The organism is Collinsella sp. LCP19S3_F2 (genome assembly GCF_052121015.1).
Taxonomy (GTDB): Bacteria; Actinomycetota; Coriobacteriia; order Coriobacteriales; family Coriobacteriaceae; genus Collinsella.
In genome coordinates this window covers 210,492-230,364 of sequence record NZ_JBQKFA010000001.1, presented here as the reverse complement: position 1 = coordinate 230,364, position 19,873 = coordinate 210,492, and the positions used below count along the sequence as shown (strand labels likewise).

General features: G+C 57.8%; 16 protein-coding genes. 8 read left to right on the top strand and 8 right to left on the bottom strand.

The annotated features are described in order from the left end of the window. Both ACTQX9_RS01015 and ACTQX9_RS01010 read left to right on the top strand, forming a co-directional pair. Positions 1–1,074, top strand: coding sequence for a hypothetical protein (locus tag ACTQX9_RS01015; RefSeq protein WP_441540255.1), 1,074 nt, complete (start codon positions 1–3; stop codon positions 1,072–1,074). 8 nt (positions 1,075–1,082) lie between these two features. Further along, a complete protein-coding gene (locus tag ACTQX9_RS01010; RefSeq protein WP_441540254.1) occupies positions 1,083–2,117 on the top strand; it encodes a hypothetical protein in 1,035 nt (344 codons plus the stop codon). 232 nt (positions 2,118–2,349) lie between these two features. On the opposite strand, the gene ACTQX9_RS01005 is transcribed toward ACTQX9_RS01010, so the two are convergent. The 3 genes from ACTQX9_RS01005 to ACTQX9_RS00995 form a co-directional block, all read right to left on the bottom strand. Continuing rightward, positions 2,350–3,396 (bottom strand): hypothetical protein, encoded by a 1,047-nt coding sequence (locus tag ACTQX9_RS01005; RefSeq protein WP_441056371.1) that lies wholly within the window; start codon positions 3,394–3,396, stop codon positions 2,350–2,352. A gap of 164 nt (positions 3,397–3,560) precedes the next feature. Then, on the bottom strand, positions 3,561–4,394 hold the full coding sequence (locus ACTQX9_RS01000; RefSeq protein WP_441056370.1) for a hypothetical protein: 834 nt from the start codon (positions 4,392–4,394) through the stop codon (positions 3,561–3,563). A 10-nt stretch (positions 4,395–4,404) separates the two neighbouring features. Continuing rightward, a complete protein-coding gene (locus ACTQX9_RS00995; RefSeq protein WP_441540253.1) occupies positions 4,405–5,502 on the bottom strand; it encodes an RtcB family protein in 1,098 nt (365 codons plus the stop codon). Positions 5,503–5,724: 222 nt separating this feature from the next. Here ACTQX9_RS00995 and ACTQX9_RS00990 point away from each other — a divergent pair, with 222 nt between their 5' ends. Next, a complete protein-coding gene (locus ACTQX9_RS00990) occupies positions 5,725–6,735 on the top strand; it encodes a helix-turn-helix transcriptional regulator (RefSeq protein ID WP_441540252.1) in 1,011 nt (336 codons plus the stop codon). 7 nt (positions 6,736–6,742) lie between these two features. Then, positions 6,743–10,030: an ATP-dependent helicase gene (locus tag ACTQX9_RS00985; protein WP_441540251.1), complete on the top strand. Its 3,288-nt coding sequence runs from the start codon at positions 6,743–6,745 to the stop codon at positions 10,028–10,030. 24 nt (positions 10,031–10,054) lie between these two features. On the opposite strand, the gene ACTQX9_RS00980 is transcribed toward ACTQX9_RS00985, so the two are convergent. From ACTQX9_RS00980 to ACTQX9_RS00960, 5 genes are all read right to left on the bottom strand, one after another. After that, entirely contained in the window at positions 10,055–10,912 is an 858-nt protein-coding gene (locus tag ACTQX9_RS00980; protein ID WP_441540250.1) for an HAD-IIB family hydrolase, read from the bottom strand. An 84-nt stretch (positions 10,913–10,996) separates the two neighbouring features. After that, positions 10,997–11,335 (bottom strand): P-II family nitrogen regulator, encoded by a 339-nt coding sequence (locus tag ACTQX9_RS00975; protein WP_117629936.1) that lies wholly within the window; start codon positions 11,333–11,335, stop codon positions 10,997–10,999. 197 nt (positions 11,336–11,532) lie between these two features. Further along, positions 11,533–12,810, bottom strand: a complete 1,278-nt coding sequence (locus ACTQX9_RS00970; protein WP_441540249.1) for an ammonium transporter — start codon at positions 12,808–12,810, stop codon at positions 11,533–11,535. Positions 12,811–13,008: 198 nt separating this feature from the next. Next, a complete protein-coding gene (locus tag ACTQX9_RS00965) occupies positions 13,009–14,028 on the bottom strand; it encodes a putative ABC transporter permease (protein WP_441540248.1) in 1,020 nt (339 codons plus the stop codon). 3 nt (positions 14,029–14,031) lie between these two features. Continuing rightward, positions 14,032–14,568 (bottom strand): HD domain-containing protein, encoded by a 537-nt coding sequence (locus ACTQX9_RS00960; RefSeq protein ID WP_441540247.1) that lies wholly within the window; start codon positions 14,566–14,568, stop codon positions 14,032–14,034. Between the two features lie 227 nt (positions 14,569–14,795). Between ACTQX9_RS00960 and ACTQX9_RS00955 the strand changes: the two genes are divergently transcribed. From ACTQX9_RS00955 to ACTQX9_RS00940, 4 genes are all read left to right on the top strand, one after another. Continuing rightward, positions 14,796–16,577 (top strand): 1-deoxy-D-xylulose-5-phosphate synthase, encoded by a 1,782-nt coding sequence (locus ACTQX9_RS00955; RefSeq protein WP_441540246.1) that lies wholly within the window; start codon positions 14,796–14,798, stop codon positions 16,575–16,577. Between the two features lie 649 nt (positions 16,578–17,226). After that, positions 17,227–18,222 carry a glutamate ABC transporter substrate-binding protein gene (locus ACTQX9_RS00950; RefSeq protein ID WP_154514875.1) on the top strand — a complete coding sequence of 332 codons (996 nt, stop codon included), beginning with the start codon at positions 17,227–17,229 and terminating at the stop codon, positions 18,220–18,222. Between the two features lie 138 nt (positions 18,223–18,360). After that, complete coding sequence (locus ACTQX9_RS00945) at positions 18,361–19,020, top strand: amino acid ABC transporter permease (RefSeq protein ID WP_154514877.1); 660 nt, start codon at positions 18,361–18,363, stop codon at positions 19,018–19,020. Beyond that, entirely contained in the window at positions 19,017–19,850 is an 834-nt protein-coding gene (locus ACTQX9_RS00940) for an amino acid ABC transporter permease (RefSeq protein ID WP_441540245.1), read from the top strand. Before ACTQX9_RS00945 ends, ACTQX9_RS00940 begins: the two co-directional genes overlap by 4 nt. Positions 19,851–19,873 lie beyond the last annotated feature (23 nt).

The window sequence follows — 19,873 nt, the reverse complement described above, 5'->3', positions numbered from 1 at the left end:
ATGGACATCTTGGATTTTGTGGACTCCCGGGACATTCGGGAGCATCTCCGCCGCATCAATTTTCAACCCAACACCATTGAGGCCGCCTATCTGGTTTGGTTTTCGAAGACCGCCACGCTCGATCAGAAATGCGAAGCTTGGCAGGAGATCGCCCGAACTATGCCCAATTGTTCGCTGGAGGCAACCCATGCCGGTCTTGGAAGGCCGGCCATCCCCGATTTCCATACTTTTTTGCGCTGGACAATCGATTACAACAAGCGGTGCGTCGATGCGTTTGCGAGTGGGACGGGCTACGTTTATCAATATGAAGAGGAGATTGTGCCCGACGGGCAACTTTGTGGGGCCTTCGGCGCGCCATTCAGCTGTTATGAGAAATGTGCCGAGGCGTTGCGCAGTGATGATGAACTGGCGAGCCGTCCAGAGGCACGCGTACGCATCACCCGGTGCCCGCTCGATGCCGACGAAGAACATCGCCAGGAAGATTGGCTCATGGTGAACGGTAAAGGTGAGGCCCTTTCCGTCTATTGTCCTTCCGCCGGCCCCATTGAGAACGATTGGGAGATCGCGTTCGAGTTCATCTGGGTCGATATCCCCACGCCGTTCCACACCGGCGATATCGTCTGGACGCCGCAAGGCAGTGCCCGTGAGCCGTTCACGCTGTTCGATCTGCCCACGTGGGACCGGACAAAGCTTGAGGCGGAGCTTCGTCAGGCAGACCGTTCTGACGAATGGCTTGATCATGCGCAGCAGCGCCTCGAGCACTATCGCCATGCAGGAGATATCAGCAACATGCGTGCCACTGGCTGCTCGATTACCTACAACGAGACGTTTCCCCTCTACATCGGAGAGCCAGACCCGCTTTACCTGAATCTTGAGTACTATCGCAAACCACTCGAAGACGAGCAGCGAATTTTAATCGCCGCCCAGGCCTACCTGCGCGGCGACCTGTATGTCGACTCACTCATCGCGTTTATCGACACCATAAGGATGGAGTCCAAGGCAAAGCGCAACCTGGAAGAGCTGCGTCAGGATCAGGCGCCGCTCAAGGAGAAGTACCCGCAGCTATTTGAATAAAGGTCGTCATGCCCGAATCCACAAGAAGTCGCACCAACAACTCGGAGACTATCGTGCACGAAGAAATAATCAACTTGATCGACTCTCCGGAGCTGCGAGAGCATTTGCTGCATAATCCGCAGTTCCTGAGTGGTGATCATTACACGCAAATCATCGGTGGCGCGTCGATAGAAATCAACCGCAAACGGGAGATGCTCAGCAGGCTGGTTGCTGCCGAGCGCGGCTCGTCAGACAAGACTTTTGATTGGTACGGTCCGGAGAGATGTATCGACTACATCGATGACTGCCTGGGTGCGCTCAAGGCCGTCGACGGAAACAAGAAAATGCTGCTTGTCAGCGAAATTAGCTTCGTCAATAGCAAAGTGGGATCCGCCATCACGCATGGCCCCTTCCCCGTGGCATCATGGCCGGCTGCTCTCGCGGCAATGAAGACATACGCGGACAAGTGGAGCGGAATGACAGATCTATCGTCCTCATACTGGATGATCGAGCTGTTCAACCTTGCCAACGACCCGAGCTGTTCATATCCATACGATGGCTTTCTGCAACCGGACTACACTTACTACGCAAACACCTCCGGAGAAATCCAATACATCTGCAGGGAAGAAGAGGGCGAATGTGGCGAGGTGCTCGACTGCATTGTGGGTGGAATCTTTGGGCCATGGTTCAAAGGAGCGTACGTTGACTTGCCCACGCCGTACAAAAAGGGCGATATTCTTGAAATCGACTGCAGGCCATGGGCGCCGGGACCTTGCTATTGCCTGGTAGCAAACTCGAAATTGGACTGTCTGTATCCCGATGGCGATGGGCAGATCAGATGCGGCTCTATCCCCTACGGCAGCTGCTTTGCCGGATGGGCGTATACGAACTTGATGCTGTCGCCCGTGTTTAGGGCGAGAAAAGCAACGCAACCTTTACCAGAGGAATACGCGTTCTTGCAAGCGATTGAACCGAATCAGATAGATAACCTGCTAGAAGAGTGCGCCAGCAGCAAAGAGGAAGAGCCGATTTGGCTGGATATATATCGGCATCGCGCACGCTGACGGACACCAGAGATGGACTATAGCGACCCTCAATAACTGGTTTTGTTCGCGCTCTTCAAGCGGTGCTCCAACCCTCATTGTTACGAGAAGAGCCGCACCCAGTCCAGGCACGGCTCTAGTAAGAATATCCAAACAGCTTGATTAATAATGGCCATACCTTAAACCTGCCCAAGCCAGTACTTAATATCGCGCTTAAGCGGCGTCTTTCCCATTAATCAATCGAACGTTGAACTTATTTGACGATTTTCTTCATTTTCTTCTTGGCATCGTCAAGACGGCGACCCTTGAAGTAATACCAAATAAGCCTATCAACCTCCTGAAAGCCAATGCTATCTTCAACCGTTTTGATCGTCAGAGAGGAATCTGACGGAGACTCATACGAAAACTCATTCGAATGCTCGCCTCGCCAGAGGTTAATGCCATCGCATACACTTCTATACAGCTCACGGTAATTCCGGTAACCCGAAGGCGAATCGTCATTGACATAATCCGAAATCAACTTTTTCAGCTTTGAATAGCTCATTTTTTCGATATCAGTCCGATCGGAATAGGCCCAAATATAATAAGGAAGAACCTCCCCGACAACGGAATCGTAGATACAATATCTATCCCCAAGCCTGCCTTTTATACATGTGTGATGACAGAATTTCGATGCAAATGAAACATTGTTTTTCTTAAAGTCGGTAAGGCCCTCATCACGCAAATAATTCTGAGCATATCGAGCGATAAGATGAACCGCCTCGGCGTCTCCGCCCTCGCCTCCACCATTCGGGTCGCTCTTCAGGGCTTCGATTAGTTTCATTTTGTTTTCAATAATTCCGCGGGCAGTCAGCGCTGCGCCACCGGTCAACAACCATTTAGACTTCCGACTATTAGAACTATTTCCCTTTTCAGAACTCTCGTTGTATTTTTCCTCAAGTTGAGGAATATCAATTTCTGGGATAACGTTCTTGATTTCGCCAGCTTTGACTGCATCGCTATATCTCTTTCCCAGCACCGCTAAGTGTGTTGAGTTCACTTTATTGGTGTAGTAAACAGCCTGTTTAATAGCATCCTCATCGCCGCCAAGAACGTCGCGATACATTTTGCCAACAAATTTTTCGTCTGCTATGTCATAAGACGAGTTATGCTCGATCATGGCCTGAACAAATCTAATATTCTTATCGCTAAACACTGGGAAGCCGTTCTGGTCCAAGTCAAATAAATATGGATTGGCAGTTCGCTTCACTCCATCGTCCTCTTTCGTCACCGGATTAAAAACTATCTCTTGACGACTCATGCGAACTCCTTCCCAGAGCTGTTCAGTCATGGTGCTGATAGGTCACAACACTTTAATTATTATGGTAATTCCTGGCCCACTTAGAAGCATCTTTTTGGCTGTTGAACGGTCACTTTCTGCTGGCAAACGCGCTGCTAGCCGTGCAGTTGTTATTGGTTATGACCTCAACCGAAGACTCGTGCGCAGGAAGGCTCCACGCCATCGGAGCTCATGTGGACCAAGACGTCCGTATTGCAGTGTGTCTCGGCGAATTCCGCGCCATCTTCTCGGTCCTCCACCGCGAAACAGCCTGCCAGAATGGCGGATGTCGGGCTGAGCATGTTGCGCAGGTCGCGCAGGATTGCATTTATCGGGCGGTTGTCGTCGAGCATTTCGAGTCCGTCGATTACGACTACGACGTCCTCTAGCACCGCCCTATTCCACGCCTGGTCGCCGAGCAGCCAACTCGTTAAAAGGTCTATGGTCATGTTATCTTCGACAAAGATGCCCAGGCTGCGCTGCTTGATCCGCATCGTTGCGCGGACCGTTTCAACCTGTTGTTCCTCAAGATCTTTCGGCACCTTGGCCCCCATCTCGGCTCGAATCAGCCGGGCGACCGCATCCTCTTCACGCTCCCGCATCGGCACGTAAAGCACAGTGCACTGCTCGCTCAGGCATAAAACCGCATGCGCCAGTACGTTCGAAACGTCTTCATGCGCGCCGCCAATCACGCTAAGCTTGCCGAGTCCAATACCGCCGCCCAGGATGTCGTCAACAGGCGTACCAGTCTTCAATACCTGCAGGACCTCGAACACCGATGTTTCCATGACATGATCAAGCTCGGAAGTCAGTCGATCATGGAAACGGCTTATGTCAAAGCCGTCATCGCCCCGTTCTTCACGAATCCAACCACGCTGGCTCGCATTTGTCGGCGGCATCACGCCTGATAGGCCCATCATCTCGCCCAAACTCACAGAACGGCCAATTCGGTCGTCCCTGGAGTCAATCTTTAGCGTCATCGCAACCCTCCTAACGCCTACCACGCTTACCAGTAGCCTTAAAATTCCAAATCGGCTTGAGTCGGTGAATAACATCAACCGTCGGGTCCATGAGTCTCAGTACATCATCCGCAGGCTTATACGCTTCGGGCGACTCATCGAGCGTCGTCTCGCATGCACTCGGACAGTAGATGCCGGCATCGCACATCTCGTTAACGAACGACCTGGTGTCGAGCGTTTGGAACGCTTTGGCGCGGCTCATCGCGCGACCCGTCCCGTGCGGCGCCGAGCAGTTCCAGTCCTCGTTTCCCTTGCCGCGTGCAATAACGGCACCGTCGCGCATATTGAACGGAATCAGTACCATCTCGCCCGCATGAGCGCTAATGGCGCCCTTGCGAATCATGCCGCCTTCCGAGATATAGTTGTGCATGGTGGTAAAGCCGTCTCCGTCGAGTCGAATCCCCGTACGCTCAACAATCTGTGCGACAATCGCCTTGCGGTTCTGATTCGAGAAGCGCTGGCAGTTATGCATATCGACGAGATACTCGGCAGAAAGATCTCCCACGAGATACTTAAGCTCGTCGGGGATATCTGCCGTGCACGTCTTCTGCGCCAGCGCCTGATGATGCTCCGCCGTCTGCTTGCCCATGTTGCGCGAGCCGGTGTGCACGACCAGATATTGGCACCCATCCTCGTCCTCGTCGAGTTCAATGAAGTGATTGCCGCCGCCCAGCGTGCCCATGGAGCGCTCAACCTTGCGCTTGTCCTGAAGCCAATCACACGACCCCATGTCAAAGTCCGCGAGTGCGCAGGCAGGATCGCGATGAAGGCAAAAGCCCGTGGGCACCGCGCGCTTCACATCGCGATTGAACTGAATGAGGTCATCGCGCGCAATGGTCTCCGCAAGCGGCACACAATACATCCCGCATCCGATGTCGACCCCCACCAGGTTGGGAATCACCTTGTCGCCCAAGTTTGCCGTAAAGCCAATCACGCAGCCCTTGCCCCTATGGGCATCGGGCATGATGCGGATCTTGGCACCTTCAAACGCCGGGCAGCTGGAAATCTCCTCGATCTGCTCCTTGGTTGAGTCCTCAAGATTCTCGGCAAAGACTTTGATGTCTGCCATCGCATTTCTCCTGTTCTGATCCTTGTAAACCGGAACCGGCCCCAAGCCAATAGAGCGCATGTCACACCATCCAGCCAAACCGCCGATTTCCGTTTAACCACCTTTCGCCCTATTCGAGCTCTTATTGCTGCGAATACTACGGTCGCGCGGACTACAATGAGTCCCAATAACGGGTCTTGTTTTGTATCTCCGGTTGGTACCCTGCCGGCGAAAGGAGACAACGTGGCGAACAGACCAAATCAAAAGCTCAGGCTTCTGTTCCTGCTTAAAACCTTGATGGAAAAGACCGACAGCACGCACGGGCTCACAACGCAGCAGATTATCGAGGAGCTCGCCTATCACGACCTTGAGGCAGAGCGAAAGGCCATCTATCGCGACCTGCAAACGCTTCGCGACTTTGGGCTCAACATCAACCAGCGCGGTGGCAAGGAATGGGCGCTGGTCTCACGCCCGCTCGACCTGCAAGAGCTCATCATGCTTGTTGACGCCGTTCAGAGTTCGCCGTTTTTGACCGATGAGTTGACCGACCACCTCATCGGCAAGCTGCAGAGCCTCGCCAGCCTGGGCGAACGCGAGCTGATGCACAAGCGCGTCGATGTGCCTTCGCGCGTGAAGATGCAAAACTCTGATGCCCTGCTCAACATCGACTTGATTCAGCAGGCTATGCGCGAAAAACGCAAGATCCGCTTCCATTACTTCCACTACGACGCCGCCAAGCAAAAGGCCCTTAATCATGACGGAAAGGTCTACGAGCTCACACCCGTGCGCCTTATCTACTCCGACGAACTCTATTACATGATTGGCTTTAGAGATAAATGGGCTAATGCCGGCTCGGGTCATCAGCCGTTCACGCCCTACCGCGTCGACCGCATGCTCGATGTTGCGGTGTCCGAAGAACCCGCGACCAAAGACCCGCGTATCGCGGGCTATGTGCTCGAAGATCACGTTTCGCCGTCGTTTGGAGTCTATGCGGCCGACAAGACCACCGTGGTGCTGGAACTCGATGACCGCGCAATGAACCCGCTCATCGACAAGTTCGGGCTCGACGCCGTTGTGTTTGAGAACCAGGATGGGCGCCTGTTGGCTACCGTCAAAGCCCCGCTGTCTCCGCAGTTCTTTGGCTGGCTGCTGCAACTCAGCACCTTCATTAAGATCGTTCAACCTCAAAGTGCCATCGATACGTATCTTGACTATCTCGATAGCACGCGTGCGCTCTACCAGGAAGACAGGTAATACTGCCATGAACATGACCCCCAACTTTAACGTATCGTTCGAGCGCCTGAATCCCGAACAGCGCGAGGCCGTCGAATGCCTAGATGGTCCGTTGCTCGTCATTGCCGGCCCCGGCACCGGCAAGACGCAGCTGCTGAGCCTGCGCGCGGCGAACATCTTGGCCAAACGCGACGCCGCCCCTAGCAACATCCTCTGCCTCACCTATACCGAGGCGGGCGCGGAGGCCATGCGCAAGCGCCTGATTGAGCTCATCGGCCGCGACGCCTACGGCATCGAAGTCAGCACGTTCCACGGATTTGCAAGCAGCATCAGGTCGCGCTATCCCGAGTGCTTCATGCGCCCTTCGACCGACACGCTTGTTACCAGCCTGCACCAGCAAGAGATTTTTGATCGGCTGCTCAAATCGCTGCCCTTTGGTTCTCCGTTAGGCGGAGGGTCACCTGATATGCCTGCACAAAACATCGGTAAGATGATCGGCTTTGTCTCCAAAATCAAACGCAGTGGCCTGGACTACGACACGCTGAGCGCCATCGCGCAGCAGAATATCGACGCCGCTGCCTGGCTCACCGAACATTCCGAGCTGCTTACGCTCGTCTGTGGAAGGGCAAGCGCCGTGTTAGCCGAACGCTTTGAGGAAGAGGTCGAGCGTGTCTGCGCCATGGCACCCACATCGCTCACCCGCCCGATTGACTGTCCCGCCGGCACGTACGTGCCGTACATTCTTGAGTTGCGCGACACCGTTCGCCGCACCGAGCTCATCGATGAGAAGGGCAAATCCTCGGGATACACCAAGGTGCGCGATACCTTCTTTGGAGGCAGCAACTCTCAGGGGCGCACGTTTAAGATTGCGGAGCAGAGCGAGCGACTCAAGACCGCTTGCGACGTCGCGCGTCGCTACCAGAGCGAGCTCGACCAACACCATCTCTACGATTACGACGACATGATCGGCGACTTCGTTAACGCCGTCGAGCACAACGACGCGTTGCGCCAAGTGCTCCAGGACACCTATACCTATATCCAAGTTGACGAGTTCCAGGACACCAATGGTGCCCAGATGCGCATCATCGAGCTGCTCTGCGACGGCGTTGATGCGCCCAATATCATGGCCGTTGGCGATGACGATCAAGCCATCATGCGTTTTCAGGGCGCCACGATCGAATGCGCCAACCAGTTTGCGGCCGAGTTCTCGCCCCGGAGCATCGTGCTCAAGACCAACTATCGCTCCACGCCCGCCATCGTTGAGCTTGGTCAAGCTATCGCACGGCAAATTGAATATCGCCTCGACGCCAGCTCGAACAAATCGATCGTGGCGTTTAGGCCCCAAGGTGACCAGGTCAACTTTAGTGAGAACGTCTTCAGCGGCAAAGCCGAAGAATACGCCGCTGTCGCTGCGAGCATTAAGCAGCGGCTTGAGTCCGGCTACCTCAATGACTGCGAAGATCCCAATGAAGGAATTGCAGTCATCTCTGCCAAACACGCCGCACTGCGTTCGCTTATCCCCTTCCTCGTTAAGGAGAACGTGCCGTTTTCCTATCGTGAACGGCAAAATCTCTTTGCCTCCGAGCGCATGCAGACGACGCTGGCGCTGCTGCGCTGCGTTGCCGCGCTTACTCGCGGGAAGAAGGAGCTCGCCAGCAGCTATCTTCCGCAGATCATCTGTGCCACCGAGCTGGGCGGCGACCATCCATCGTCCGTGACGTTTGCGCTCAGCGCCAAGCGAGACCAGCATGGCGACTGGATGGCCGCCATGCGCGAGAGCAATATCGCCCGCGTCAAAGAGCTGCACGACGACCTTATGCAGTGGGCGGCCGAGGCCGGCGCCTCCCCGGTCAGAGCGTTGCTCTTTAAGATTGTCGAACACAGCCTTGGCTATTATCAGGATCATAAAAAACAGGATCCGCTGGGTGCCGCCGAATTCAATGCCGGCATCCGCGCCCTACTCGCCTTTGCCGAGGGTGAAATGGGCGACGCGCGCCGCATGGGACGCACGCTTCGCCTGCCCGATATTGTCGACAAACTCGACGCCGCTCAAAAGTTTGGCGTGAGTATCGACGCATCAATCAACCTCGGCGCGCCGGGAGCTGTTCGCCTCACCAGCGCCCATAGCTCTAAGGGCCTGGAGTTCGACTGCGTCTACCTGCTCGATGCCGACGACTCCACTTGGCACAAAGGCGCCGGCGGCATGAGTTTGTACCCATCCAACCTGCTTATTCGCGATGAAAAGGATGATGACGACGCGCGTCGCCTGCTGTTCGTCGCCATCACGCGCGCTAAGCGACACCTCGAGCTGTACCGCGCCGGCGGGTCGGCGCTGCAGGAGCTCACGGGGCTTATCGACTCTTGCGAAATTTCTGCTGAGGCAGACCAGCTCAGCGTTGCAATCGAAACCGAGTGGCGCGACAACTACGTGCTCGATACGCCCGAGCTCCGCGCGCTTCTGGAACCTCATACCGACGTGAAGTTTCTTTCTGCCACAGCGCTCAACAACTTTGTGGCGTACGAGCCTGGATGCGCAAATAGCCAGCACTTCCCTGAGAAGCAGATTGTGCGCCTGCCCACGGCGCCCACGATCCAAACCGAATTCGGCACCATCGTTCACGCGATGTTCGAGGAGATCGTTAATAGAATGGCAGCCGATGGCGAGGCGGCGATTGAGACAATTGAGGCCGAGTATCGCCAGCAGATTTCGTGGCTCGATTTTGCCCCCGAGGACGTCCATCGCTATTCGGAGCGCTTCGAACGCATTTGTCGTGCATTCGTCCCCTGGCTTGTCGAGCATGTGCATGGCTATCGCTGCGTCACGGAGGCGAATATGCAGTGCCTGACCACCGAAGGAACTCCGCTCTTTGGTTTTCTCGACCTGCTCCTCGTTGACGATGCAGCTAAAACGGTACAGATCGTTGACTACAAGACTGGCTTTGGCAAAGAAGTCCCTGCAGGCTACCAACGTCAGCTCAAGTTTTACAAACTGCTGGTCGAAGCATCACCCGAGTTTTATGGCTACACCGTCACTTCCATGGGCGACTACTATGTCGAGCCCGACAAGACAACGGGCGAGCTCCGCCCGCCGTTCGCGACAACCGCCAACGCCGACGACATTGCCGAGCTCGAACAACTCATCGATGCCGTATGGTCGCGCATTGAACACGGCGCTTGGGATACCAGCGCTTTTGAGCAGAGTGGTGCTTATGGACTGGCCGTTGAGGAGCAAAAGGGCTGCCGCAAAAAAGCCGACAAGGCCGAGCTCATGCAACGCGCCTACGAGCATTGGCTAGTCGAGAACCCCGGAATGTGACAAAGTGACAGTCCCTTTGTCACATTATTCGATGATGGTGCGGGAGTTTTGCTTGCGCATGGTGGCGAGCATGTGTTTGGGGACGGCATGGGCCATACAGCTGCCGATGGTCGCGATCGCGGCGGCCTTGGCGGCATCGCTGCCGTTTTTGGTCGCGTAGCTGTGGCGGAAACGCTTGAGCATGGCGATGTCGTTGCCGCCGTCGCCGTAAACCGCGACCTCGTCCTCGGCAATGCCGTAGTAGCCCGCCAGCCAGGCCACACTCTCGCCCTTGTTACACGCCACGTCCGTGATCTCAAACATCACCGGATCGAACGGCGCGTTGACCACGCGGTCCGAGCGCCCGGCCAAATACGCCTTAAGGTCGCGCTCCAGCTCGGGCGAGGTCACGCGACAATTGATCTTGCATACGTCATGGCGCAGGATGTCACCGATCGACTGGTCGAAATATTGCTCCTCGTGATACCCCCCACGTGCACGCATGCCGCGCATCACGATGCGCTTGATAGGACTGTCCTTTTTAAAGCCCGCCTGATGCATCTCGAACGATCCGCTCGAGAACATGCCATCGGGCGTGGAGCAGTCAAAACAGATGTCCGGGAACGCCTTGAGCAGCTCCTCGGTGACCCGTGGGTCGATGGTCCAGGTCTTGAGCACCTCGCCATGGCTGTTGCGCACGATGGATCCGTTGGAGCAGCAGGCGTCGAGTGCCAGACCTGTAAAGCCATGTTCGCCGATCGGCAACGTCGAGCGCCCGGTCGCGGGAACCACATGCAGGCCAGCCTCAGTCAGCTCGCGAATGGCACGGCGGATGGTCCCATCTGCCTCGTGCAGGGCGTTCAGCAGCGTTCCGTCTAAGTCACTCGCAAACATCTTGATCATGGGCATGCCTCTCCTTCGTCTGCACGATATTGTAGACGAGAACGGGCGCGCCCCAAGAGAGGCACACCCGTCAGGCGGTCGATTCTACACCGCGGCGGGGCCGTGTTCGCCGGTGCGGATGCGGATAACTTCCTCGACCGGCTCTACCCAGATCTTGCCGTCGCCGACGGCGCCGGTGCGGGCGGCGTTGCAGATGATGTCGACAATTCCGTCGACATGTTCATCGGCGCAGATGAGGGTGAACTGCACCTTAGGGATCGTGTTGACAAGCAACTCGTTGCCGCGCACGTATTCCTTCCAGCCATGTTGCGCACCGCAGCCCTGCACCTGGTTGATGGTCATACCACGAACATCAGCAGCAAACAGCGCATCTTTAAGAACCTCAAGCTTCTCGGCACGAACAATCGCCGTAATTTTCTTCATAGTGAATTCCTCTCTTTTCTTTAATAAAGAAATGAACCGCTCATTCATGTGGCACGGGTTTTCCAGGTGCCCGAGATTGCCCCGAAAGAGGAGCGCCGCGTACTTCGGTACGCAAGCGACGGTTTGAGGGGCAAGGTCGGGTGCCTGGGAAAGCCGCGCGACGATTGAACGGCAAGGTGCGGTGCTTGGGGAAGCTGCTAATCGAGCCCAGAGAACGAAGGATACGCGCTCTCGCCGTGCTGACTCGCATCCAGGCCCAGCGCCTCGTCTGCCTCGTCCACGCGCAGGCCGCCATGGAACAGCGCCTTGACCACCGCGGCGATCACCAAATCGAGCACCAGCACAATAGCGACTGTCACCACAATGCCCAAGATCTGCGAGATGAGCAGCGACACGTCGCCCGTGTAGAACAGGCCGCCCTTACCGGTCCACGAGAGCTCCGGCACGCAGAACAGGCCCGTGAGCACGCCGCCCAAGATGCCGCCGATGCCGTGGCAGCCAAACGCGTCGAGCGCATCGTCGTAGCCAAACTTGGTCTTGAGATGGCTAATGGCCAGGTAGCAGACAGGCGATACGATCAGGCCCATGACCAGCGCTGCCCACGGCTCGACAAAGCCCGCACCCGGCGTGACCACCACAAGGCCCGCAACCAGACCGGTGCTGGCACCCACCAGCGTGGGGCGACCGGTATGCACGCGCTCAAGGGCAAGCCACGAGACCATGCCCGCCGCGCTGGCCGTCACGGTGTTGAGGATGGCGAGCGCGGCCACGGCGTCGGCCTTAAACTCGCTGCCGCCGTTAAAGCCAAACCAGCCAAACCAAAGCAGACCGGCGCCCAGCGCCACAAACGGCACGTTATGCGGGCGGTAGCTCACCATGCCAAAGCCGCGACGACGGCCGAGCATTAAGCAGAGAATCAGGCCCGTGAGACCGGACGAGATGTGCACCACGTCGCCGCCCGCAAAGTCGAGCGCGCCGATGATGTCGCCGATAAAGGAACCCTCACCGCCCCAGACCATGTGGGCGAGCGGCGCATAGACCACGAGCAGCCAAATGCCCAGGAAGGCCGTCATGGCACCAAACTTAACGCGGCCGGCCAGGCTGCCCGTGACGACAGCAGCCGTGATCATGGCAAACGCCATTTGGAAGGCGATGTTGATGATTTGAGGGTAGACGGCACCGTCCGCAGCATTGCCCTCGGCCGCCTGCAGCACCTGGTTGAGCACCGGCAAGCACAGCAGCTGGTCAAGGCCTCCAATAAACGGGCTCGAGCCGTCTCCGCCGTAGGCCAGCGACCAGCCGGCGACAATCCACAGCACACCAACCAGACCAATGGCGCCAAAGCACATAAGCATGGTGTTGATGACATTTTTGCGCCTGGACAGGCCGCCATAGAAAAACGCCAGACCCGGTGTCATTAAAAACACGAGCATGGTGCAGATGAGCATAAACGTTGTCGCTCCCGTATCGTACATTCGCTCCCCCTTGATCGCATGAACGTTGTCGGCGCCCATAATGCGGCCGAGGGGCAACTGGTGTAGACCAGATACGGCGTTGTTAAACGCTGCGTTGTCGAATGGAAACGGTGCCGCAATCTTGGAAACGGCACGGCAACGGGCGCGAAACGAATGGGAAATACGCGAGCAAGGGAGCCGTGAGCGTGCCCGTCCCGGCTAGCGCCGAAACAGCTCGTGGGCGCGGTCGCGGAGATTAGTTGCTCGAATGACGCCCTCGTAGCGATTGATGCGCAAGCGCGGGAAAGCATTGAAGAAGCGCAGGTCGCGACGGCTGAGCGACACACTCGGCACCGGACGGCTCATGCGCTTACCGGCAAGGCGACGACTGAGCGACGGACGCGGCATGCTCGGCGCGGCATCGGCCACGCGGCGGGCGGCAAGCGCCAGGCCGCGAGCACCATCCGAGATAAACGTCGGCATCGAAGCCTTCTCACGAAGGGCATCGAGCGCCGCGTCGCCCAGCTCGGCCAGCCACGCGTTAACGGCGCGACTGCGGATATGCGTCTGTGCCACCGAGTCGATCGCCGAATCGGGAATACGTTCGAGCATGGAGTCCGAGGCATCGGCAAGTGACTCATTGATGCGGTCGGCAAGGTCGGCGCGCACACGCTCCAGCTGATCGGACAGGCGACGCCAACTGGCCAACGAGCACGCTGCGTCAACCATCATCGCGACCGCGACGATAAAGGCGGACAGCCGCACAATCAGCACCGGCAGATGGCCAAGCAGTCCCAGCAATGCCGGCTCCACTAAACGACAAATGCACAACGCGCCCAGGCCAAACGCGCAGGCCCAGTACAGGCAGATACGTCCGTGCAAGTTAAACGGCAGGTGCGAGTAGTCCCAAAAGCGTGCGCCTGTTGTCTTTTCCAATAGAAGGCCCACACTGTACTCGATTACGCTGCACACAAGCGCCGCGGCGACAAATTGGCTCGAGGCATCCGGAATCCCGCGCAGCAAAAGCCAGCAGGCTATGCCGCCCACACCATAGATAGGGCAACACGGCCCCAGCAAGAATCCGCTGTTGGCAAAGCGTCCTTGGTTGAGCATGGCGCAGACTGTCGACTCCCATGCCCAACCGCAAAACCCGTAGAAGGCAAACGAGAGCACCAGCGCCGAGAGCGGACAGGCGGCAAGCGTCGCGCCGTCAAATGCCATGTCGATCGCGGTCCCCACCGTCTATCCTCTCCTCTTTTCACTCGATTCTTTACTCACGCCATCGTCTGCCTCGGCCTTGCGCGGCAGACGGCCGGCGATCGTCTCGCGCAGAGCACACCATTTATCCGCCAGGCACACAATCCATGCCTCACGACACGTCGGCGGCACCGGCACCAGCGGAAACATATGCCGCACGATAATATTCCGCTCGCGCGACGTCAGCTCAAAATCTTCCTCCGCACGCGCCAGGGCAAAAAACGGATGCCGAAATCCGTGCAGGCGATGGCTCGGATCGGGATCGTGCCAATCGTAGAGAAAGTAATCGTGCAGCAGGGCTCCGCGCAGCAACGAGGCGCGGTCGACCGAGATACCGACACGGCCCAAGCACTCGGCAAAGGATAGGCTCGCCCGCGCTACCGAAGTCACATGTGCATAGACCGTCACATCGCCATGCTGGATAAACTCGCGCGTCAGGTCCAAGCGGCCCGCCTGGGCGAGCTGACGGGCGGCATAGTCGACCTCGTGCGCGATTTTCTCGGCACGAACGACATCGGACATGCTGCCTCCTTCCAGCGACACACGGCGACAAGCCACAGCCTGCACGCATTGAATAAATCATCATCGAATCTACCAGTATGGCATCGGACAAAACGTTTTGCCCCACCAGTTGGCGAATTACCGCGCCGCCGTCACATATCAAACGCCAAAATGTGCGAGACTGTTTTGTGCAATTGTGCCGGCCGAGGGAACGCCGGCGCTCGATTCGCATGGAGTAACCCACAACGATGCTGCTTACGCAAACGACAACGCCCGAGGACGTCAAGGCTCTCGACCGCGCCGAGCTTCCGCTGCTCTGCGGCGAGATCCGCCAGGCAATCCTCGAAAGCTCCGCCGCCGTCGGTGGGCACGTTGCCCCCAACCTGGGCGTCGTTGAGCTTACGGTTGCGCTTCATCGCGTGTTTAACTCCCCCATCGACAAGATTGTCTTTGACGTTTCGCACCAGACCTACGCCCACAAGGCGCTGACGGGGCGCGCGTACACCTATATCGATCCGGAGCGTTATGGTGAGGCTTCTGGCTTTGCCAATCCCGACGAGTCCGAGCACGACCTGTTTGCCATGGGCCATACCTCCACGTCGGTGAGCCTGGGCTGCGGCCTTGCCCACGCGCGCGACCTGGCGGGTGACGCGTACAACGTCATTACCATCATTGGCGACGGTTCGCTTTCGGGCGGCCTGGCGTTTGAGGGCTTTAACAACGCCGCCGAGCTCGACAGCAACTTGATCATCATCGTCAACGATAACGACCAGTCCATCGCCGAAAACCATGGCGGCCTGTATCGCAATCTGGCCGAACTGCGCGCCAGCAACGGCGCCTGTGAGCGCAATGTTTTCCGCGCGATGGGGCTCGACTACCGCTATCTGGACACCGGTAACGATGTGTTAGCCCTCGTCGACGCGCTGCAGGAACTGCGCAATATCGATCATCCCATCGTGCTGCACGTCTCCACCGCCAAGGGCAAGGGCTTTGAGCCAGCCCAGAGCGACCCCGAGCGCTGGCACCATGTGGGTCCGTTTGACATGGCAACCGGGCGCAAGCTCTGCCCGGGCCATCCGAGCGAGCCTGCGCCGCGCACCTATGCCGACATTACGGGTGAGGCGCTCAGCGCCGCCATCGAGCGCGATCCACAGGTCGTGGGCATCACGGCCGCCACGCCCTACATCATGGGCTTTACACCCGAGCTTCGCGCTGCCGCCGGCAAACAGTTCGTCGATGTGGGCATTGCCGAGGAGCACGCCGTGACCTTTGCCACCGCGCTTGCGCGCTCGGGCGCCAAGCCAGTCTTTGGTGTGTACGGCACGTTTTTGCAGCGCGCCTACGACGAGCTGTGGCACGACCTGTGCCTCAACGACACCCCCGCAACCATCCTGGTGTTTGGCGCGTCGATCTTTGGCTCCACATCCGAGACGCACCTCTCGTTCTTTGATATATCCATGCTGGGCGGACTTCCCAACATGCGCTATCTGGCACCGGCCTGCATGGAGGAATACCTGTCCATGCTGAGCTGGTCGCTCGACCACCGCGAGCATCCCGTGGCGATCCGCGTTCCGGGCATTGGCCTGGTTAGCCGCCCCGATTTGGCGCCCGACGAGGACACCGACTACAGCGCTGTTCGCTACGACGTGGTGCGTCAGGGCCGCGACGTTGCCGTGCTCGCGCTTGGCGATTTCTTTGAGCTGGGCGAGCGCGTGACAAACCGCTTGGCTGCCGAATACGGCATAGAGGCCACGCTCGTCAACCCGCGCTTTGCAACCGAGCTTGACCGCGAGTCTCTCGATGGCCTTGCCGCCGAGCATCGCGTTGTCGTCACCCTCGAGGACGGCATCTTGGACGGTGGCTGGGGCGAGCGCGTCGCGTGCTACTTGTCCTGCACGCCCGTGCGCACGCGCACCTTTGGCATCGCCAAGGGCTTTCCCGACCGCTACGATCCCAACGAGTTGCTTGCTCAGAACGGCATGACGATTGAGAATATGGCCGCTGAAGCAGTACGCCTGCTGAACGAGTAGAAAAACCTCCGCAAGGGAAGCACCCCTGCGGAGGTTTTTATTTTCCCAACTCAATTGTCTCGATCTGTAACACCTAGAGGACAAATCCTCGCCCAATTGTTACAGATCTAGACAAACCGTCTTTGCCCCTGTTGTTTGTCTCAATCTGTAACAGATAGAGACCTTTTGTCCGTCCAGATGTTACAGATCGAGACACTCAAGTCCCCCTAAAGAGAAAATCTCAATCTGTAACAGTTACTCGGCAAAAATGGCTGCAGATGTTACAGATTGAGACAAAACAGCGAGGCAGGCCGCCACATCTGCAAGAATCACCACAAAGGTGCCCGTCCCCTTTGTGGTAGTTTTAAGTCATGGTCGGCGCGAAAAACGAATAACCGTTCATACGCGATCTCCTTACTTATATATGTCGCGTTGCCGCCATTATAGCGACCGCCGCGAGCGACCATGCTGTCCGCAAAACGCTATCTCAGCTGTAATAATCGACGTTTGCCCAGATAAAACCTGCCAAAATAAACCTGTCCCTTTTTGGTAGGTAGAATTACCCATAAGGTAAGTATGTTTCTGAGTTATTTCGTGTTGACCCATTTGAGCGCGATAGGGTATAACTCTATTCAACCGCTAGGGATTTTATTGAGAAAGGTGTTCTACCATGAGCAAGAACCTCTCCCAGCAGGTCGTTTTCGACCGTCGCGGCTTCATCGCCGCCACCTTTGCAACCGTCGCCGGCCTTGGTCTTGCCGGCTGCTCCGACACCAGCGCCGAGGCCGACAAGGGTTCCGCCGCCGGCTCCTCCAAGAGCCCCGAGGACACCGAGGCTTCCACCACGCTCGATGCCAAGGCATTCGACAAGCTCGTCGACAACGGCCCCAAGGCCGATGACGACGCCATCGCCGCCAGCACCTGGGCCACGGCCGTCAAGGACGCCGGCGTCTTTAAGATCGGTGGCGTTCAGACCTCCACGCTCTTCTCCCTCCTCAACGAGAAGGACGGCAAGACCCGTGGCTTCGACGCCGGTATCGCGCAGCTCCTGTCCAACTACATTCTGGGCGAGAACAAGGTCGAGATCACCCAGGTGACCTCGGACACGCGTGAGTCCGTCCTGCAGAACGGCCAGGTCGATGCCGTCTTTGCCACCTACACTATTACCGATGAGCGCAAGAAGCTTGTCTCCTTTGCCGGCCCCTACTACTACACCCAGCAGGCCATCCTGGTGCTCGCCGACAACGACGACATCAAGAGCGTCGACGACCTGGCCGACAAGAACGTCGCCGTCCAGTCCGGCTCCAACGGCCCCGCCATCCTGGAGGAGTTCGCCCCCAAGGCCAGCCAGCAGGAGTTCAAGACCGACGAGGAGGCCCGTCAGGCACTTCAGCAGGGCCGCGTTGACGCCTACGTCATCGACAACAACATGCAGCAGAGCGCCCTGGTCCGCGAGCCCGGTAAGTACAAGATCGCCGGCAAGCCCTTCGGCAGCAAAGAGCCCTACGGCATCGGCCTGCCGCTCGATTCCGACGGCGTCGCCTTTGTCAACGACTTCCTTAAGAAGATCGAGGACGATGGCACCTGGACCGAGCTGTGGCAGATCTGCATCGGCGATCGCACGGGCGACACCAACGTTCCCGAGCTGCCCGAAATCGGCGCCTAGACAGCGAGCCCAGTAACGGCCGCTACGAAACCATACGGAAACGCACGATGCGCTTTATTGCGCTAAACTGTTTCCACACTGAGTTGTCGGGGCTTCCGTACACACGGGAGCCCCTTTCCTTATCGGCGGGAGGTCCGCATGAGTCTCTCCGAGCTCTGGTCGCTCTATGGCCAGAACTATATCGACGCGCTGCTAGCAACCTGGGGCATGACGCTTGAGTCGTTTGCCATCGCCATGGTGCTGGCCGTCGCTGTCACCGTGATGCGCGTGTCGCCGCTCAAGCCGCTGCGCATTTTTGGCGACCTGTATGTTCAGGTCTTCCGTAACATCCCCGGCATCGCGCTGCTTATCATCGTCGTCTATGCGCTGCCGCCGCTCAAGGTCGTCCTGCCCTACCGCACCTGCGTTATCGTCGCCACGGTCCTTTTGGGCTCGGCCTTTGGCTCCGAGAACTTTATGAGCGGCATCAACACCGTCGGCGTCGGCCAGGTGGAAGCCGCGCGCTCGCTCGGCATGAGCTTCAGCCGCATCCTCGCCAAGATCGTGATTCCACAAGCGCTGCGCTCGAGCGTGCTGCCCATGACCAACCTCTTTATCGCCGTCATGCTCACCACCGCACTCGGCAGCCAGGTACCGCTTCAACCGCAGGAGCTCACCGGCGTGGTGAGCTACATCAACACGCGCTCGCTCGGCGGCGTCGCCGCGTTCTTTATCTCGGCGCTCGGCTACCTGGGCACGGCCTTTGTGGTGAGCCACATTGGCAACTACATCGATAAGAAGGTGAGGATCCTCCGATGAGCAAGCACTCCTCTTCTGCGCTCACCATGCGCGATGCGCTCTACGAGGCTCCCGGCCCCAAGATGCGCGCCAAGATTCGCATCGGCACCGCTATCTCGCTTGTTGCCGTCGCCGCGCTCGCCGTCCTCGTGTTGCAGCGCTTTTATGTGACCGGTCAGCTTTCGGTTCACTATTGGTATTTCTTTACGCACCTCACCACCTGGAAGTTCCTGCTTGCCGGCTTTGAGGGCACCGTTAAAGTCGCACTCACCGCTGGCACCATCGCGCTGGTGTTGGGCCTAGCCCTTATGCTCGGCCGCACCAGCGACATTAAACCGCTGCAGCTGGTCTGCCGCGTGCTCACCGATTTCTTCCGCGGCGTACCGAGCCTGCTGTTCATCTACTTCTTCTTTTTGGTGCTGCCTCAGTACAAAATTGCGCTGCCGTCGTTTTGGATGCTCACGCTCCCCGTCGCGCTCGCTGCAGCCGGTGTGCTGGCCGAGATCTTTCGCGCGGGCGTCAACGCCGTGCCGCGCGGGCAGGTCGAGGCAGCCCAAGCGCTCGGTCTCTCCAAAGCTAAAATCACCTTTAAAATCGTGCTGCCGCAGGCGATTCGGTTTATCATTCCGTCGTTGATTTCGCAGCTTGTGGTCGTAGTCAAAGACACCACCGTCGCTTACGTGGTGAGCTACCCCGACCTCATGCAAAATGCCCGCGTGCTCATTACCAACTACGACGCCCTCGTGTCGGTCTACCTGGTAATCGCGGTCATCTACATCCTCATCAACGTCGCGATCAACAAGGCCGCTGTCTACGTTTCGCACAAGACCGGCGCGACCATCATCCGCTAACGCTTTACCATTTCCAGTCATAA

Bases quoted from the DNA above. Each gene is read 5' to 3' on its own strand.
- ACTQX9_RS01015 (WP_441540255.1), top strand. From the start codon at position 1: ATGGACATCTTGGATTTTGTGGACTCCCGGGACATTCGGGAGCATCTC.
- ACTQX9_RS01010 (WP_441540254.1), top strand. From the start codon at position 1,083: ATGCCCGAATCCACAAGAAGTCGCACCAACAACTCGGAGACTATCGTG.
- ACTQX9_RS01005 (WP_441056371.1), bottom strand. From the start codon at position 3,396: ATGAGTCGTCAAGAGATAGTTTTTAATCCGGTGACGAAAGAGGACGAT.
- ACTQX9_RS01000 (WP_441056370.1), bottom strand. From the start codon at position 4,394: ATGACGCTAAAGATTGACTCCAGGGACGACCGAATTGGCCGTTCTGTG.
- ACTQX9_RS00995 (WP_441540253.1), bottom strand. From the start codon at position 5,502: ATGGCAGACATCAAAGTCTTTGCCGAGAATCTTGAGGACTCAACCAAG.
- ACTQX9_RS00985 (WP_441540251.1), top strand. From the start codon at position 6,743: ATGAACATGACCCCCAACTTTAACGTATCGTTCGAGCGCCTGAATCCC.
- ACTQX9_RS00980 (WP_441540250.1), bottom strand. From the start codon at position 10,912: ATGATCAAGATGTTTGCGAGTGACTTAGACGGAACGCTGCTGAACGCC.
- ACTQX9_RS00975 (WP_117629936.1), bottom strand. From the start codon at position 11,335: ATGAAGAAAATTACGGCGATTGTTCGTGCCGAGAAGCTTGAGGTTCTT.
- ACTQX9_RS00970 (WP_441540249.1), bottom strand. From the start codon at position 12,810: ATGTACGATACGGGAGCGACAACGTTTATGCTCATCTGCACCATGCTC.
- ACTQX9_RS00960 (WP_441540247.1), bottom strand. From the start codon at position 14,568: ATGTCCGATGTCGTTCGTGCCGAGAAAATCGCGCACGAGGTCGACTAT.
- ACTQX9_RS00955 (WP_441540246.1), top strand. From the start codon at position 14,796: ATGCTGCTTACGCAAACGACAACGCCCGAGGACGTCAAGGCTCTCGAC.
- ACTQX9_RS00950 (WP_154514875.1), top strand. From the start codon at position 17,227: ATGAGCAAGAACCTCTCCCAGCAGGTCGTTTTCGACCGTCGCGGCTTC.
- ACTQX9_RS00945 (WP_154514877.1), top strand. From the start codon at position 18,361: ATGAGTCTCTCCGAGCTCTGGTCGCTCTATGGCCAGAACTATATCGAC.
- ACTQX9_RS00940 (WP_441540245.1), top strand. From the start codon at position 19,017: ATGAGCAAGCACTCCTCTTCTGCGCTCACCATGCGCGATGCGCTCTAC.